A 15,696-nucleotide genomic window follows, 5' to 3' on the forward strand; every position below is an offset into this window, starting at 1 on the left:
TTCCTAGACAGCTCCACTCTCGCAACGGGAGGCCTTCGTCCGTCAGCAGATCACACTCGATTCACGCAACAACGTCCCTGGACATCACACCTAGCCCCGCTGAGACGTAACCTGGCGCGGGAAACGTCAGCCCGCCTCACGCGCCAGGTTCCGTCTCGGGCGGTGTGAGTGAGTGTTGAGAGTGGCGAGCATGGTCGGGTCGGGCGGGCGGATGCGGGGCACGCCGCTGGCCTCGAGCGTTCGTCGCAGGGGCTCGGCGCGCATGGCGTCGTTCCAGTCCCAGCGCGCGAAGCCGCGCAGGTGTCGACGGAGGCGGTCTTCGCGGCGCTTCTCCGCGACGAGGTCTGCGGGCGTGCGGTACTTGCCGTATCCGTCGGACTCGCCGGCGATGCCGGAGCGTGGCCAGAAGAAGTCGCAACGATCGTTATGCCCCTCGAACTGGAACGGATGCTGGAGCTCAGGTTCCTCGTACCCCAGCCAGCCGATGACCGCACGGCTGACCGATTCGCCGACGCTCTCGGAGCGTGGATCGGCGTGTTCAATGGCCCATGCGCATCGGCGGCGGTGACGGCGATCCACCTGCAGCAAGAACGCGTTACGAATCTCCGCGATGGTGCACAGACCCAGTTGACGCGTGCCGATTGTCGCGTCCACGGCCGCCAAGCCCCACGCTGGCGGAAGGGCGCGGGCCAGGGCGACGGCAGTGTCAGCCGGAGCAGTAAGCAGGAGGCCCCCTGTCTCCACGACACGCGGCGTCGTGAGGCTCGCGTGTCGAACGACATCGCCTACCCGGTGCGAGCGCGTCGCCTGGCCATCGAGGAGATGGATGTCGCGAGGTTCGCCGAATATCGGCTGACCCCAGAGGGCAGCGGCAGACTCACGGCAGAACAACGCGTCCGGTCGGAGCCGCGCGACGGCGTGGACGCGTGCGAGGTAGCGATCCCACGGCGCGAGAGCGCGCCAGGCCGCCGCATCCGCCCATACGCCGTGTCGCACGGGCACCAGCGTGCGGTCATCACGCGGGCGGGCTGTCGGTGCGGCATCCGATGCAATGTGAAGGACAACGGGACTCGGAGCAATCGCGGGCTTGGATGGCATCCTTCATGCTCAGTTGTGTTCCGCTCTCAGCCTGCGCCTCAGGCTTCCTCGGTGGACAACCTGCACTTTCCCCGCCGCGTGGAGAGGCCGCCGCCCCCTTCGCCGATCGGCCTCCGTCGTGAGACGTGCAGTGGCGCGACGGACGGACATCCGTGTGTCGCGCCAGGCTGTGTCTCACGGCATCGGGGGGGGGCTAGAAGACGCCGGGAAAGAGGGTCACCGCGAGGGGGTAGCCGATGAAGGCCACGATATCGATAAGGGTGTGGGCGATCACGAGCGGCATGACCCGACCCCACCGGCGGTAGCACCAGCCGAAGACGACGCCCATCGCGAAGTTGCCGACGATCGCGCCGAAGCCCTGGTAGGCGTGATACGCGGCGCGAAGACCGGCCGTGGTCAGGATGATGGCCCACCAGTTCCAGCCGAACCGGCGGAGGCGATCGAACATGTACCCGAGAAAGATGACCTCTTCGGTCAGTCCCGCCCGTAGCGCCGCAAGGATCAGCAGCGGAACGGTCCACCACGCGGCATCCAGCGGCGAGGCGCTCACCTGAAGCGTGATTCCGAGCGCGCGGCCCGCGACGTAGAGGGCGAGACCCGGGATGCCGATAGCGGCGCCGAGCAGGAGCGCCCGGGCGACATCGCCACCGAACCGCGAGAAGTCCAGACCGATCCGCCGCAGCGCATTGGACCCCGGCTCCCACAGCAGGTAGATGACCAGCGCCACCAGCGCCAACCCGAAGAAGATGTTGAGGAACTGGTATAGGGCGTTCCACAGCGCCTCGGCGTCCCGATTCGGGTTGAGCTGGGTCTGCTGTTGCGCCAGAGTCTGGTTCTCTTGCGCGGCCCGGATGAGCGACCGCGTGAACGACAGGATGCTGTACACCGCCGACTGGCCGACGGTGATCGCCAGGACGATCCAGACCTCCCAGGTCAGCCGCTTACGTGTTTGCCCGTCAACGCGCGAAACGCTCAGCACTTCGCTAACAACGGGAGGCCGCTTCGGGGGGTGCACCTTGTCAGATTGCCACATGCAACTCCCACCGAGTTAAGGGTATGTAACTTTTCGGCCTCAGGTTTTGAACAACTCACAGCTCGCGCTTAGGGTTTTCCCATCCGTGCCGGGGTCACTCATGCCCCCGGCACATAACCCCTTGCACAGGAGGAAATGTGAAGATCGCACGTCTTGCGGCGGGCGTAGGCGTCGTTGCGGTGGGAGCACTCGTGCTCGCCGGCTGCAGCAACCCCTACCAGTCGGATGTCGTGGAGAACTCCGAGGTCACCGTTGCTTACAACGAAGGCTTCTTCCACTTCAACGACGACAGCTCCGCTGGTAACAACACGGCCAACGGCAACATCAAGTACATGACCGACACCACGTTCGGTTATTACAACAACACCCCTGAGTGGGTGCGCAACACCGACTTCGGTTCCTACGAGGTCGTCAGCGAAGACCCGCTGACGGTCGAGTACACGATCACTGCTGACGCGGTGTGGTCCGACGGTGTGCCGATCGATGAGGCCGACATGCTGCTGCAGTGGGCGGCGATCTCCGGAAACGTCAGCGACGCGTTCTCGCCCGCTGCCACTACCGGCTACAACCTGATCACCCAGACGCCCGAGACCGGCGACAAGACGATCACCCTCGTCTACGACGAGCCCTACGTGGACTGGGAGCTCGTGAACCCCCTCGGCGTGTCGGCTCACGGCACGTACGCCCTCGCGTTCCCCGAGGAGTACGCCGACGTTCAGGCCGCCTGGGACACCTACTCGGCTTCGGGCGAGCAGGGCGACTGGGACAAGTACAGCGAGGCAGCCAAGAGCTTCGCCGAGACCGCGAAGCAGAAGGTCGTGGATGCCATCACCACCGGTGACGACGCAGTCCTCGACGCTCTCGGCACCGCGTGGGGCGACGCGTACGCGTACACTTCGCTGCCGGACAGCCCCGCTGCTGCCCTGACCAGCGGTGCGTACACGATCGAGGAGACGGCTGAGGACCAGTACACGACCCTCGTCGCCAACCCGCTCTACACGTGGGGCCCCTCGCCGAAGTTCGAGCGAATCACTGTTCGTGCGATCGGCGACTCCACCACCGCCCTGCAGGCCCTCGAGGCCGGCGAGCTCGACATCTGGACGGGCCAGCCCACCGCTGACATCCTCCAGGTCGCCGAGGGTATCTCGACTGCCGAGGTCCAGACCGGTGTCCAGGCCTCGCACGAGCACGTCGACCTGACCGTCAACAACGGCGGCCCGTTCGACCCGGCCACCTACGGTGGCGACGAGGCGAAGGCTCTTGCCGTTCGCCAGGCGTTCCTGAAGACGATCCCGCGCCAGGAAATCGTCGACAAGATCATCGTTCCGCTCAACCCCGACGCCGTGGTCCGCAACGCGAACCTCGTGAGCGCGGCTGACACGGTTCGTTACCCGATCCTCACCGCAGACAACGGTTCGGCCGACTACACGGATGTCGACATCGAGGGTGCCAAGCAGCTCCTCGCCGACGCCGGTGTCACCACGCCGGTTGAGGTCGGCTTCTGGTACCCCGAGGGCAACGTCCGTCGTGGCCAGGAGTTCGAGCTGATTTCGGCTTCGGCTGCTCAGGCGGGCTTCCAGCTCGTCGACCAGAGCGAGCCGAACTGGGAGTTCACCGACCCGTCGATCAACCCGATCAACCCGCACGACGCAACGATCTTCGCCTGGTCGCAGACCAGCCTCGCCGTGGGTGGCTCGGACCAGATCTACGCCTGCTACGACTTCGCGGCTCCGGACACGAAGGGTGGCAACTACAACGGCTACTGCAACGAGGACGTCACGTCCGCACTGCAGACGCTGAACGTCACGTCGGACTACGACGCCCAGACCGACCTGCTCAACCAGGCCGAGACGGGTATCTGGTCGGATGCCGTCACGATCCCGATCTTCCAGTTCCCCGGCCTGCTCGTCTCGAGCGACCGCGTGACCGGAGTGAAGGCCATGCCGCTGAGCCCGGACTACTTCTGGAACTTCTGGGAGTGGGCCCCGGTCGAATCTGAGGGTTGATCCCTCCTTCGGGGGAAGCGGCTCAGCCGCTTCCCCCGAAGTCGACAACTAGCGTGGGCGCCGAGGTGACTCCTCGGCGCCCACAGCTGTGTCGCGGCGACCGGCCGCGACACGGCATGCCGTAGTACCTTTGGGCAAAGCTCTGCCCCGAACGGAACATCCATGACACCTGAGTCCGCGAACCCGCGAGGCCGAACGTGCTGACGTTTCTCCTCAGGCGACTGGGCGCGATCCTGCTCGTGCTCCTTGTCGCATCGTTCATCGTCTACACGCTCACGGCGATCGGGAGCGACCCGCTCCGCGACTTGCGCGGGAGCAGCGCCCCCAACCGTGAAGAGCAGATCGCCTATCGGATCGAGATCCTCAATCTCGACCTTCCGCCGGTCGTCCGGTACTTCACCTGGCTGGGCGGCGCGGCCAAGTGCCTCGTTCTGCAGTGCGACCTCGGACTCTCATACACGCGCGGTAACCAGCCGGTGACAGAAGCACTCGCTTCTGCCGCTGGATCGACGATCCAGCTCGTGACCGCTGCGACGATCATCGCCATCCTCGTCGGCGTCACGATCGGCATCCTCACGGCTCTTCGCCAGTACAGCGGATTCGACTACACGGTCACGTTCCTCACCTTCATCGTCTACTCCCTCCCGATCTTCTGGGTCGCCGTGCTCCTGAAGGAGTTCGGTGCCATCCGTTTCAACGAGTTCTTGGCCGATCCGAACGTGACCTGGCTCGCCATCCTCATAACCGGCCTGATATCCGGGGTCGTGTTCATGAGCCTCCTCGGGGGTTCATGGAAGACCCGGCTGATCACATTCGGCTCTGCATTCGTCGCCGCGGGCGGTCTGCTGTGGTTCCTCGGCATCACCGGTTGGTTTTCCACGCCCACGATCGGCATTATCGGCATCATCGTCACGGGTGTCGGCGCAGCTGTCGGGGTGACCGCCATTTCGACGGGTCTTGCCAACCGCCGCGCATTGCTGGCGTCGTTGATTACCGTCGCAATCTGGATCGCCCTCTATTTCCCGCTCCAGTACCTGTTCTTCTACGTCCCCGAGGGATGGATGCTGATTCTGCTCGGCATCGCCGCGATCGGCATCGGCATCGTCGTCGGCATCATCGTCGGAGGCGACGGCAAGCGGGAAGCCGCGCGAACTGCCGCGATCGTCAGCTTCATCACCTTCTTCGTGATCGTCATCGACCGGGTGCTGTTGGTCTACCCCGACTACGTTCAGCGCATTCCGCAGAGCGGGGTGATCGCGACGATCGGGTCGCGTACCCCTGGGCTGCAGGGCGACATGTGGTTCGAGATCCTGGACGGGTTCTCGCACCTCATCCTTCCGACGATCGCTCTGGCTGTCGTATCGATCGCCGCGTACACCCGGTACACGCGCTCGAGCTTGCTGGAGGTCATGAACCAGGACTACGTGCGAACGGCGCGGGCCAAGGGTCTCACCGAACGCACCGTCGTCGTTCGCCACGCGATGCGCAACGCGCTGATCCCGATCGCGACGATCATCGCGTTCGACATCGGCGCGCTCATCGGTGGTGCGGTGATCACCGAGACGATCTTCGCCTGGAAGGGCATGGGGTCGTTGTTCGTCGACGGTCTGGAAAAGGGTGACGTCAACCTGGTGATGGGCTTCTTCGTCGTCACGGGTGTCCTTGCCGTGATCTTCAACCTGATCGCCGACCTCCTCTACTCCGCTCTTGACCCACGGATCCGGGTGAACTGACCATGGCGACTTCGACACCCACAGATGCACCCCAGGACCGGGGCTCCGAGCAGACGATCGAACAGAAGGCCGTCGCCGGCATGAGCCAGGGGGCGCTGGTGCGCCGCCGGTTCTTCCGCCACAAGCTGGCGATGACGGCCCTCATCGTTCTGGTGCTCATCATCCTGCTGGCCTTCACGTCGGTCGGCACCGTCATCGGCGGTACTGGCTCCCTGCAAGCCGACGCGTCGGGCACCCTCACGATCAACGGCTGGCGCATCGAGGGCTGGTGGCCCCTGAACTGGTGGACCGCCTACCCTGTCGTCAACGGTGGGGCGCCGACGATCACGTGGTGGCCGTTCAGCCTCGGCGAGCACCCCTTCGGCCAGGACACCCTCGGTAAGGACGTATTCGCGCAGGTCATGCGCGGCACGCAGCAGTCGATCACTGTGATGTTCCTCGTCGGCCTGGTGTCGCTGGTCGTCGGCGTCGGCCTCGGTGCCGTGTCCGGATACTTCCGCGGTTGGTCGGACTCGCTCATCATGCGATTCACCGACGTCATCATCATCATCCCGATCATCGTGCTCGGCTCGATCATGGGAAAGCTGTTCGGTGGCAACGCTTTCGTCTTCGGGCTGTTCCTCGGCATCCTGAGCTGGACGGGCCTCGCACGTCTCGTGCGCGGCGATTTCCTCTCACTCCGAGAACGCGAGTTCGTGGATGCCGCCCGAGTCGCGGGTGCCAGCAACGCGCGCATTATTTTCCGCCACATCCTGCCCAATGCCGTCGGTGTCATCATCGTCAATACGACGCTGCTCATGAGTGCGGCGGTGCTGACGGAGGCGGCGCTGAGCTTCCTCGGCTTCGGCATCCAGTACCCGGATGTCTCACTCGGTCAGATCATCTCGGAATACCGCGAAGCGTTCCGTACGCGCCCGTGGCTGTTCTGGTGGCCGGGTCTGTTCATCATCCTGCTGGCCCTGTGCATCAACTTCATCGGCGACGGCCTGCGCGATGCGTTCGACCCGCGCCAGCAAGCGAAGACCAGCCGCCGCAAGGCCGCGCGTGCCGTTGCCGCGATCCCCTCGGTGCAGGCTGTCACGATCGTCGAGGGACCGACCTCCGACTCCGACGAGCCATATATGGACGAGTTCACCGATCTCGGCGGCAGATCGGGGCCCGCGGACAGCCGCGGCGATCGGCCGGGTGATCAGCCGTGAGGCAGGACCAGACTCGCCACCGCAGCTGCGGCCAGCAGGGCGGTACCGGCGATCAGCAGCGGATGCCACGTCAGCGCGGTCTGGCCAACGGCCGCGGTTCCCTCGCGTCGGTGACGCTGCAGCTCGCGGCGCACGAGGCCGGCGGCATCGCCCGAGGCGGTTCCCTCGGCATCCGACGGACGGCGCGTGTCGTCATCCCCGGGCGTGTGAGTCACGTCGGCGCGCTGCGTCGAAAGAGCTTGTCGGGCACCGGGCGCGGGCGCTGCCCAGGCGCGGATGACGCGACCACCGCGTGTGCGGATCGTGAGCGCGAAGCGCGAGTCGACGCTGTCGATGTCGCCCCAGGGCACGCGGTACGTACGCACGAGGTTGCTGATTTCGACGAAGCCTTCCGAAACGCGAACGTACGGGCGCAGATACAGCAGCCAGGCGCCCCAGCCGAGCAGGACGACAGGCCACGCCCAGCGGGCAAGGTCGAGAAGGCCGCCGTCTATGGCGATGAATACCAGCGCAGCTGCCGTGATCACCAGGGCAATCGCGGCGATGATCATGCCGCCGCGGGGGCGAAGAGTGACCGGTTCGGGCATGCGCCCATCCTGACACGGGAGAACGAACGATGACCTCTGATCAGCCGCGCACCGGCGGGCGTATGGGCCGGAAGGATCGGGCAGCCGCGAAGGCGGGAGTACCGAACTCCGGACCGGCTCTCTCGGTCTCCAACCTCGGTGTCGAGTTCTTCGTCGGCGGGACCTGGGTGGCCGCCGCCAAGCACGTCAGCTATGACCTCATGCCCGGCAAGGTGCTCGCAGTTGTGGGCGAGTCCGGCTCGGGAAAGAGCACGAGCAGCATGGCGATCATGGGCCTGTTGCCCAAGAGCGCCAGGGTGACCGGCAGCGCAAAGCTCGCCGGTACGGAGCTGATCGGAGCCCGCCCCGAGGCATTGCGCAAGGTCCGCGGCGAGGGAATCGCAGCGATCTTCCAGGAGCCGATGACGGCCCTCAACCCCGTGTACACCGTGGGGTTCCAGATCTCCGAAGCGCTCATGACCCACCGCCCGGGTATGACGCGCAAGCAGGCCAAGGAGCGTTCGCTCGAGCTGCTGCGGCTCGTCGAGATGCCCGACCCGCTGAAGGCCTTCAACTCCTACCCCCACCAGCTGTCGGGTGGTCAACGTCAGCGTGCGATGATCGCTCAGTCGATTTCGCTGGAGCCGCGCGTTCTGGTCGCCGATGAACCGACGACAGCCCTGGATGTCACGGTGCAGGCCGAGATCCTCGATCTGCTGCGCAACCTGCACACCAAGCTCGACTCCGCCATCATCCTCATCACCCACGACATGGGCGTGGTGGCAGACATGGCCGACGACGTCATGGTGATGAAGGACGGCGACGTCGTCGAGTACGGACCTGCAACGCAGGTGTTCGGCGCGGCCGAGCATCCGTATACGCGCGCGCTCATGGCATCCGTGCCCCACCTGGGCCTCGGCGAAGCCCGGGTCGAAGAGGAAGCGCGCCGCGACGAGTCGACCGCCGCGCTGCGCCTCGAGAACGTGTCGATCGAATACCCCAAGCGCGGTCGAGTCCCTGCTTTTCGAGCGGTATCGGATGCCACGCTGTCGATTCAGCCCGGCGAGGTGCTGGGTCTTGTGGGCGAGTCGGGGTCGGGCAAGACGACGATTGCGCGCGCCATCGTGGGTCTCGTGCCGGTCGCGGAGGGGAGCCTTCGCGTCGCGGGCCAGGATATGGTCGGGGTCAGCCCCAAGGAGCTGCGCGCGGTGCGCCGCAAGCTCGGGATCGTGTTCCAGGATCCGGGTTCCTCGTTGAACCCTCGGTGGCCCGTCGGCGAGTCGATCGGGGAGCCGCTCGAACTCGCGGGTCGAGATCGCAAGGAGATCTCCAAGCGCGTCGAGGATCTACTGGACCTGGTCGAGCTGCCGCGCGATTTCCGCAACCGGTACTCGCACGAGCTGTCTGGGGGACAGCGCCAGCGCATCGGTATCGCCCGCGCTCTGGCCCTTGATCCCACCGTCCTGGTGGCAGACGAGCCGACGAGCGCGCTGGATGTCTCGGTTCAGGCACGTGTGCTGGAGCTGCTGCAGGCGATCCAGAAGGAAAAGCAGTTCGCGACGCTGTTCGTGACACACGATCTCGCCGTCGTCGATCTGCTGGCTGATCGGATCGCGGTGATGCAGCACGGGAAGATCGTGGAGCAGGGCACGAAGGAGCAGATTCTGCGTAACCCGCAGGATGACTACACCAAGCGCCTCATCGCGGCTGTTCCGGTTCCGGATCCCGCCGAGCAGCGGCAGCGTCGCGAGGCGCGGGCTGCCCTCCTGGCCGAGCAGAAGTCCGCGTAAAGCGACGAGGACTGCCCGCTCAGCTGCCTGCAAGCGGTCCTGAGATATCCTGAAGGCGCCGGCATCCCGGCCGCCTCCCCACCCGCAAGGATTCCCTCATGGCGCATGCCCTCCGTTCGGACCTCCGGAACGTCGCGATCGTCGCGCACGTCGACCACGGCAAGACAACGCTCGTGGATGCGATGCTGCGCCAGACCGGCTCGTTCGGGGAACACGCGCACGTGGAAGAGCGCGCGATGGACTCGAACGATCTCGAGCGCGAGAAGGGCATCACGATCCTCGCGAAGAACACCGCGATCACCTACAACGGTGTCCACACCGAGACGCCCGTGACGATCAACGTGATCGACACGCCGGGCCACGCGGACTTCGGGGGAGAGGTCGAGCGGGGCCTCTCGATGGTCGACGGCGTGGTGCTGCTGGTGGATGCCTCGGAGGGGCCGCTGCCGCAGACCCGTTTCGTGCTGCGCAAGGCGCTGGAGGCGAAGCTTCCGGTCATCCTGCTCGTGAACAAGACTGACCGTCCGGATGCCCGCATCGCTGCCGTCGAAGAGGAGAGCCACGACCTGCTGTTGGGCCTTGCCTCCGACATGGTCGACGACGTGCCCGATCTGGACGTCGACGCACTTCTGGATGTGCCCGTGGTGTACGCGAGCGGTCGCGCGGGAGCGGCATCCCGTAACCGCCCTGCCGACGGTTCGCTGCCTGACAACGACGATCTCGAGCCGCTTTTCGAAGCGATCCTCGAGCACGTCCCCGCACCGTCGTACGACGACGAAGCGCCGCTTCAGGCCTGGGTGACGAACCTCGACTCGAGCCCGTTCCTCGGCCGTCTCGCCCTGTTGCGCGTGTTCAACGGAACCCTGAAGAAGGGGCAGACCGTCGCCTGGGTGCGCCACGACGGATCGCACTCCAACGCGCGGATCACTGAGCTTCTCAAGACCCGCGCGCTCGAGCGCTATCCCGCAGAGTCCGCGGGCCCGGGCGACATCGTCGCGATCGCCGGGATCGAGGAGATCACGATCGGTGAGACGATCGCCGACCCGGATGACGTACGCCCGCTTCCGGCGATCACCGTCGACGATCCCGCGATCTCGATGACGATCGGCACCAACACCTCTCCGCTGGTCGGCAAGGTCAAGGGGCACAAGCTCACCGCGCGTATGGTCAAGGACCGCTTGGACCGCGAGCTGATCGGTAACGTCTCCATCAAGGTCGTCGATATCGGACGCCCGGATGCCTGGGAGGTGCAGGGCCGCGGCGAGTTGGCCCTGGCGATCCTCGTCGAGAACATGCGCCGCGAAGGCTTCGAGTTGACCGTCGGCAAGCCTCAGGTGGTCACCAAGAAGATCGACGGGAAGACCTACGAGCCCTTCGAGCACCTGACCATCGACGCCCCCGAGGAGTACCTCGGTGCGATCACGCAGCTTCTGGCTGCCCGCAAGGGCCGCATGGACAACATGACCAACCACGGCACGGGTTGGGTGCGCATGGAGTTCATCGTGCCCTCACGCGGGCTCATCGGCTTCCGTACCGAATTCCTCACCACCACGCGCGGGACCGGCATCGCCAACGCGATCTCGCACGGCTATGAGCCGTGGGCGGGTCAGATCGTGACGCGCCAGAACGGGTCGATCGTCGCCGACCGGTCGGGCGTCGTGACCCCCTTCGCGATCATCGCGCTCCAGGAGCGCATGAGCTTCTTCGTGCAGCCCACGGAAGAGGTCTACGAGGGCATGGTCATCGGTGAGAACTCACGAAGCGATGACATGGACGTCAACATCACCAAGGAGAAGAAGCTCACCAACATGCGCTCCTCCACGGCTGACACGTTCGAGTCCATGACTCCGCCGCGCCTGCTCTCCCTGGAGGAGAGCCTGGAGTTCGCGCGCGAAGACGAGTGTGTTGAGGTGACCCCCGAAAAGGTGCGCATCCGCAAGGTCGTCCTGGATGCCACCGAACGCGGTCGCGCGGCCTCGCGTCTGAAGCGTCAGGACGCCAACGCCTGATCTCGATCGGCGAAACGGATCAGCCCTCGAGGATCAGCTCCTCCAGCTGCTCGAGCAGGTGGGCGGGCAGGTCCGAGTCTGGTCCGGTCGCATTGAGCACGATCGCGACAGCCGTCTGGGACTCCGGGTGGTACATCGCGAGGGCTTGGTAGCCGAGGCCATTGCCGGTGTGGCCGATCCAGTCGCCGATGCGACCGATGCCGAAACCATACTCGTCGTAGAAGGGGCTCGCCGGGTCAGGGGAGGTGTCGCGCCACTCCGACAGCCGACGCTCCTGCGCCGCATCCGATATGAGCGTTCCCGCGCCGAGGGCCTCGGCCCACGCGGCAAGGTCTCCCGCCGTACCGAACAGGCCGCCGGCGGCAGAGAACGCGCTCGCGCGGACAGCGGGCAGCTCCTCGACAGTACCGTCAGCATCCACCTGGAACGGTGCCGCAGTCCCCTCCGGCGGCAGAGCGTTTCCCGGATACACGACTGACGCGAGCTGCAGCGGCTCCAGGATGCGCGTCGCGACTGCCTCGGGCCAGCTGAGCCCCGAGGCAGTGTCGATGATCTGCCCGAGCAGGACCGTGTTCGTGTTGGAGTACTCGTAGCTTGTCCCGGGAGTGAACTCCTCGGGCACCCCGTCGGTGAGGCTGTACAGGGTGGTGTCGGTCCAGCTGCGCGTCCAGTCTTCGACCAGCAGGTCGACCAGCCCCGGCTGGGTCGAGTAGCTCGCAACTCCCGAGGTCATCGTCGCAAGCTCATCGATCGTCGCGGCCGTCTCGATCCCGCTTCCGGCAGTCGGCGCGGCGGCGTCCAGGTTCAGGATGCCGTCATCGGCCAGCTGCAGCACGACCGTCGCGACAAACGACTTGGTCACGCTGCGGTAGGCGAATCGTGTCTGCTCGGTCACGGGTGTGCCGTCGGTATCGGCGACTCCGGCCGGGTACACGGTCGTCTCACCGTCCCGGCGGATAGCGATCGCCCCGCCGGGGACGGATGCCGATTCGAGCGCGGCGGCGAAGGCCTCGCTCACCGGGGTCGAGGGCGGCGCGGCGCTGCATCCGGACACGAGTGCTGTGATGGTGGCGGCAGCGACCGCTCCCGCGAGCATGCGCCCGCGATATCGGGTGTGGCGGGTCATACCTTCAGCCTAGGGTGGCCTCGCAGCGCGCCGTCCCGCGGCGAAGGGGCGGCGGGCTGCGAGGATGGCGGACATGGAGCCGGTCGACGGGCCGCCGGAAGGCGACGGAACGGATGCCGCGCGCGGTGCGTGGCGCCAGGGCCTGAGCGTCGCCCTCGCGACGAGTGCCTACGGGATTTCGTTCGGCGCGCTATCGGTGGCCGCAGGACTTGATGTCTGGCAGACCTGCATCCTCAGCCTCGTCATGTTCACGGGGGGTTCGCAATTCGCCTTCGTGGGAGTGGTCTCAGCCGGGGGACTCGCGGCGATCCCGGCAGCCATCGCGTCGGCGGCGCTCCTGGGTGTTCGAAACGTCGCGTACGGCATCCGGATGTCGACCCTGCTGCCCCCCGGCCGGTTCACCCGTATCGCGGCGCCGCAGTTCACCATCGACGAGTCCACGGCAGTCGCTCTCGCACAGCCGACGCCGCGCGCACGAACCGTCGGCTTCTGGGTCACCGGCATCGGCATCTACATCGGCTGGAACCTCTCGACCCTTGTCGGTGCGCTCCTGGGCGACGTGCTCGGCGATCCGCGCGCGTACGGACTGGATGCCGCCGCCGCAGCAGCCTTCCTCGCCCTGCTATGGCCTCGTCTGCGCGGGAGGCAGCCGATCGTCGTGGGAATCGCGGCTGCTGTGGTGGCTACCGTGCTGACGCCGTCGCTCATGCCCGGCCTCCCGGTGCTGATCGCCGCCGTGGTCGCAATTCTGGTCGGCTGGTTCGATTGGGGATCGCGGACGGGGAGCGATCGGGATGCTCGTCCCGGAGGCCCCGATGAACCCGACGATGTGCCAGAACGGGTGGGACTGCCGTGACGCTGTGGAGTGCGATCGCGCTGGCATCGGTCATCTGCCTGGCGCTCAAAGTGACCGGATACCTCGTTCCGCCCCGCTTGCTCGAGGCGCCTCGGCCCGCGCGGATCGCCGATCTCTTGACGGTCGCCCTCCTCGCCGCGCTTGTCGCTGTGCAAACACTCGGGGTCGGCCAGCAGATCGTGGTGGATGCCCGCGTCCCCGCCGTACTGGTGGCTGCCGGTCTGCTCCTGCTGCGCGCACCGTTCCTCGTCGTGGTGGTTGCTGCAGCTGCGGTAGCCGCCGCGCTTCGGTGGTGGGGCCTGGCGGTCTAGGCCTTCCCACCGCACGGCCGCGATACAGTGTTGCGGTGCCGCGCTTCTCGTTCCTTCGCCTTGCAGCGTGGGTGGTCGCGTTGATCGTCGGTGCGATCTATGGGGCCGCGGGAACCGTCAGCCATGCCTACCGTCTGTTCGGCATCCCGGTGGGCCTCGTGCTGGCGATGGTGGCGGGAGCGGCAGTGATCATCGCGGTGCGCCTCCTGACAGCCGACCGGTGGGCCGCGCTTGCCACCGGGCTTGGTGCCATGGGCATCACAATCGTGCTCTCGGGAACCGGAGCCGGTGGCTCGGTGATCGTGCCGCAGTCGATTCTGGGTGTCGTGTGGACCTTGTGGCTTCCCCTCGTGACGGCCCTGGTCGTCGCCTGGCCCGAGCGTGTCGATCGCGGTCGGGCGGCCGAGGCAGCCGACTAGACTTGCTTCTGTGACGTATGTGATCGCCCTTCCGTGCGTCGATGTCAAGGATCGTGCCTGCATCGACGAGTGCCCCGTCGACTGCATCTATGAGGGGGAACGCAGCCTCTACATCCACCCGGATGAGTGTGTCGACTGCGGTGCGTGCGAGCCCGTGTGCCCCGTTGAGGCGATCTACTACGAAGATGACCTGCCCGAGGAATGGCAGGACTACTACAAGGCGAATGTCGAGTTCTTCGATGACCTTGGCTCGCCCGGTGGAGCCGCCAAGGTCGGGGTGATCCCCAAGGATCACCCGATCATTGCCGAGCTGCCTCCGCAGAACCACTGATCCCGGGCTTCGACGGATGGGCGTCGCCGACCTGGCCGATTACCCGTGGGACGCGATGGCGCCCTACGCCGCGCAGGCCCGCTCGCACCCGGACGGGATCGTCGATCTTTCGATCGGTTCGCCGGTAGATCCGACTCCTGAGGTGATCGCGCGAGCTCTCGCCGCCTCGACCGATGCTCATGCCTACCCGCAGACCGTCGGCACGCCTCAGCTGAGGGAGGCGATCGTCGACTGGTACGCGCGTCGTCGTGGAGTTCCGGGACTCACGATTGACGCTGTGCTCCCGACCATCGGGTCGAAGGAACTCGTCGCGCTCCTGCCGCTGCTCCTGGGTCTTGGACCGGGAGACGTCGTTGTGCATCCGGTTGCGGCATACCCGACCTACGAGGTCGGCGCACGAGTCGTGGGGGCGACGCCGATCGCTTCCGACGATCCGACCCAGTGGCCCCAGGACACGCGGCTGATCTGGGTCAACTCGCCGGGGAACCCCGACGGGGCGGTTCTGGATGCTGCTGCGCTGCGTGTCGCCCGTGAACGGGCGCGAGAACTCGGTGCGGTGCTGGCGAGCGACGAGTGCTACGCCGAGCTCGGCTGGGATGCGCCCTGGGATCGTGAGACGATCCCGTCCGCGCTAGACCCCCGCGTCACCGACGGGGACAACACCGGGATCTTGTCGGTGTATTCGCTGAGCAAGCAGTCGAACCTTGCCGGATACCGTGCAGCTTTCGTCGCCGGTGACACCGCGATCATTCACGGGATGCTGACAGCTCGTAAACACCTGGGGCTGATGCCGCCCGCACCTGTTCAGGCTGCCATGGCCGCGGCTCTCCGCGATGACACGCACGTCGCCGAGCAGCGCGAGCTCTACCGGCATCGGCGCGAGCTGCTTCGACCCGCTGTCGAGGAGGCGGGATTCCGTGTCGAACGAAGCGAAGCCGGACTGTATCTGTGGCTCACGCGCGATGAGGACGCCTGGACCTCCGTCGAGTGGTTCGCGCAGCACGGCATCCTCGTGGGGCCTGGTGTCTTCTATGGGGCACAGCACACACGCCATGTCCGGCTGTCTTTGACGGCAACCGATGAACGTATCGCCGCCGCGGCGCATCGCCTCCGCGCCGGCTAGGTGTGATGTCCAGGCAGGTTGCTTTCGATCCTGCTGATGGGTGGGGCTCCGATCGCGGAGTGTCGCCTGTGGTGATTGTAGAAGTGGATCCAGCCC

The 15,696-nt window shown here is 66.1% G+C and carries 14 protein-coding genes; 10 read left to right on the top strand and 4 right to left on the bottom strand.

Going from position 1 to position 15,696, the window contains the following annotated elements; translation table 11 throughout:
• Nucleotides 1-126 precede the first annotated feature (126 nt).
• Together AB0O89_RS14545 and AB0O89_RS14550 are read right to left on the bottom strand one after the other, a co-directional pair.
• The gene (locus tag AB0O89_RS14545; RefSeq protein ID WP_363499022.1) at nucleotides 127-1,098 is read right to left on the bottom strand and encodes a hypothetical protein; all 972 of its coding nucleotides are present in this window, start codon (nucleotides 1,096-1,098) and stop codon (nucleotides 127-129) included.
• A gap of 193 nt (nucleotides 1,099-1,291) precedes the next feature.
• Entirely contained in the window at nucleotides 1,292-2,131 is an 840-nt protein-coding gene (locus AB0O89_RS14550) for a CPBP family intramembrane glutamic endopeptidase (protein ID WP_363499025.1), read from the bottom strand.
• Nucleotides 2,132-2,268: 137 nt separating this feature from the next.
• Between AB0O89_RS14550 and AB0O89_RS14555 the strand changes: the two genes are divergently transcribed.
• The 3 genes from AB0O89_RS14555 to AB0O89_RS14565 all read left to right on the top strand — a co-directional run bounded on the left by AB0O89_RS14555 (nucleotide 2,269) and on the right by AB0O89_RS14565 (nucleotide 7,069).
• A complete protein-coding gene (locus AB0O89_RS14555) occupies nucleotides 2,269-4,137 on the top strand; it encodes an ABC transporter family substrate-binding protein (protein ID WP_363499028.1) in 1,869 nt (622 codons plus the stop codon).
• Nucleotides 4,138-4,334: 197 nt separating this feature from the next.
• Complete coding sequence (locus AB0O89_RS14560) at nucleotides 4,335-5,870, top strand: ABC transporter permease (RefSeq protein WP_331791407.1); 1,536 nt, start codon at nucleotides 4,335-4,337, stop codon at nucleotides 5,868-5,870.
• A 2-nt stretch (nucleotides 5,871-5,872) separates the two neighbouring features.
• Nucleotides 5,873-7,069: an ABC transporter permease gene (locus tag AB0O89_RS14565; protein ID WP_363499031.1), complete on the top strand. Its 1,197-nt coding sequence runs from the start codon at nucleotides 5,873-5,875 to the stop codon at nucleotides 7,067-7,069.
• On the opposite strand, the gene AB0O89_RS14570 is transcribed toward AB0O89_RS14565, so the two are convergent.
• The gene (locus AB0O89_RS14570; protein WP_363499034.1) at nucleotides 7,060-7,656 is read right to left on the bottom strand and encodes a hypothetical protein; all 597 of its coding nucleotides are present in this window, start codon (nucleotides 7,654-7,656) and stop codon (nucleotides 7,060-7,062) included. The two genes, AB0O89_RS14565 and AB0O89_RS14570, sit on opposite strands and share 10 nt — an antisense overlap.
• Nucleotides 7,657-7,718: 62 nt before the next feature.
• Here AB0O89_RS14570 and AB0O89_RS14575 point away from each other — a divergent pair, with 62 nt between their 5' ends.
• Both AB0O89_RS14575 and typA read left to right on the top strand, forming a co-directional pair.
• On the top strand, nucleotides 7,719-9,425 hold the full coding sequence (locus AB0O89_RS14575; protein ID WP_363499052.1) for an ABC transporter ATP-binding protein: 1,707 nt from the start codon (nucleotides 7,719-7,721) through the stop codon (nucleotides 9,423-9,425).
• A gap of 98 nt (nucleotides 9,426-9,523) precedes the next feature.
• Entirely contained in the window at nucleotides 9,524-11,434 is a 1,911-nt protein-coding gene (typA, locus tag AB0O89_RS14580) for a translational GTPase TypA (protein ID WP_363499037.1), read from the top strand.
• Nucleotides 11,435-11,453: 19 nt separating this feature from the next.
• On the opposite strand, the gene AB0O89_RS14585 is transcribed toward typA, so the two are convergent.
• Entirely contained in the window at nucleotides 11,454-12,560 is a 1,107-nt protein-coding gene (locus AB0O89_RS14585) for a serine hydrolase domain-containing protein (protein WP_363499040.1), read from the bottom strand.
• Between the two features lie 73 nt (nucleotides 12,561-12,633).
• Between AB0O89_RS14585 and AB0O89_RS14590 the strand changes: the two genes are divergently transcribed.
• The 5 genes from AB0O89_RS14590 to dapC are packed head-to-tail and all read left to right on the top strand — an operon-like array spanning nucleotide 12,634 to nucleotide 15,600.
• Nucleotides 12,634-13,416: an AzlC family ABC transporter permease gene (locus AB0O89_RS14590; RefSeq protein ID WP_363499043.1), complete on the top strand. Its 783-nt coding sequence runs from the start codon at nucleotides 12,634-12,636 to the stop codon at nucleotides 13,414-13,416.
• Entirely contained in the window at nucleotides 13,413-13,727 is a 315-nt protein-coding gene (locus tag AB0O89_RS14595) for an AzlD domain-containing protein (protein WP_300592133.1), read from the top strand. The genes AB0O89_RS14590 and AB0O89_RS14595 overlap by 4 nt, the downstream gene beginning before the upstream one ends.
• 35 nt (nucleotides 13,728-13,762) lie before the next feature.
• Nucleotides 13,763-14,146 carry a histidinol dehydrogenase gene (locus AB0O89_RS14600; protein WP_363499046.1) on the top strand — a complete coding sequence of 128 codons (384 nt, stop codon included), beginning with the start codon at nucleotides 13,763-13,765 and terminating at the stop codon, nucleotides 14,144-14,146.
• 10 nt (nucleotides 14,147-14,156) lie between these two features.
• Nucleotides 14,157-14,477: a ferredoxin gene (gene fdxA, locus AB0O89_RS14605; protein ID WP_300594868.1), complete on the top strand. Its 321-nt coding sequence runs from the start codon at nucleotides 14,157-14,159 to the stop codon at nucleotides 14,475-14,477.
• 16 nt (nucleotides 14,478-14,493) lie between these two features.
• A complete protein-coding gene (dapC, locus tag AB0O89_RS14610) occupies nucleotides 14,494-15,600 on the top strand; it encodes a succinyldiaminopimelate transaminase (RefSeq protein ID WP_363499049.1) in 1,107 nt (368 codons plus the stop codon).
• Nucleotides 15,601-15,696 lie beyond the last annotated feature (96 nt).

The sequence above is a fragment of the Microbacterium sp. NPDC076895 genome (assembly GCF_040687115.1).
Lineage (GTDB): Bacteria > Actinomycetota > Actinomycetes > Actinomycetales > Microbacteriaceae > Microbacterium.

Bases quoted from the DNA above. Each gene is read 5' to 3' on its own strand.
- AB0O89_RS14565 (WP_363499031.1), top strand. From the start codon at position 5,873: ATGGCGACTTCGACACCCACAGATGCACCCCAGGACCGGGGCTCCGAG.
- AB0O89_RS14570 (WP_363499034.1), bottom strand. From the start codon at position 7,656: ATGCCCGAACCGGTCACTCTTCGCCCCCGCGGCGGCATGATCATCGCC.
- AB0O89_RS14585 (WP_363499040.1), bottom strand. From the start codon at position 12,560: ATGACCCGCCACACCCGATATCGCGGGCGCATGCTCGCGGGAGCGGTC.
- AB0O89_RS14550 (WP_363499025.1), bottom strand. From the start codon at position 2,131: ATGTGGCAATCTGACAAGGTGCACCCCCCGAAGCGGCCTCCCGTTGTT.
- AB0O89_RS14545 (WP_363499022.1), bottom strand. From the start codon at position 1,098: ATGCCATCCAAGCCCGCGATTGCTCCGAGTCCCGTTGTCCTTCACATT.
- dapC (WP_363499049.1), top strand. From the start codon at position 14,494: ATGGGCGTCGCCGACCTGGCCGATTACCCGTGGGACGCGATGGCGCCC.
- AB0O89_RS14575 (WP_363499052.1), top strand. From the start codon at position 7,719: ATGGGCCGGAAGGATCGGGCAGCCGCGAAGGCGGGAGTACCGAACTCC.
- typA (WP_363499037.1), top strand. From the start codon at position 9,524: ATGGCGCATGCCCTCCGTTCGGACCTCCGGAACGTCGCGATCGTCGCG.
- AB0O89_RS14590 (WP_363499043.1), top strand. From the start codon at position 12,634: ATGGAGCCGGTCGACGGGCCGCCGGAAGGCGACGGAACGGATGCCGCG.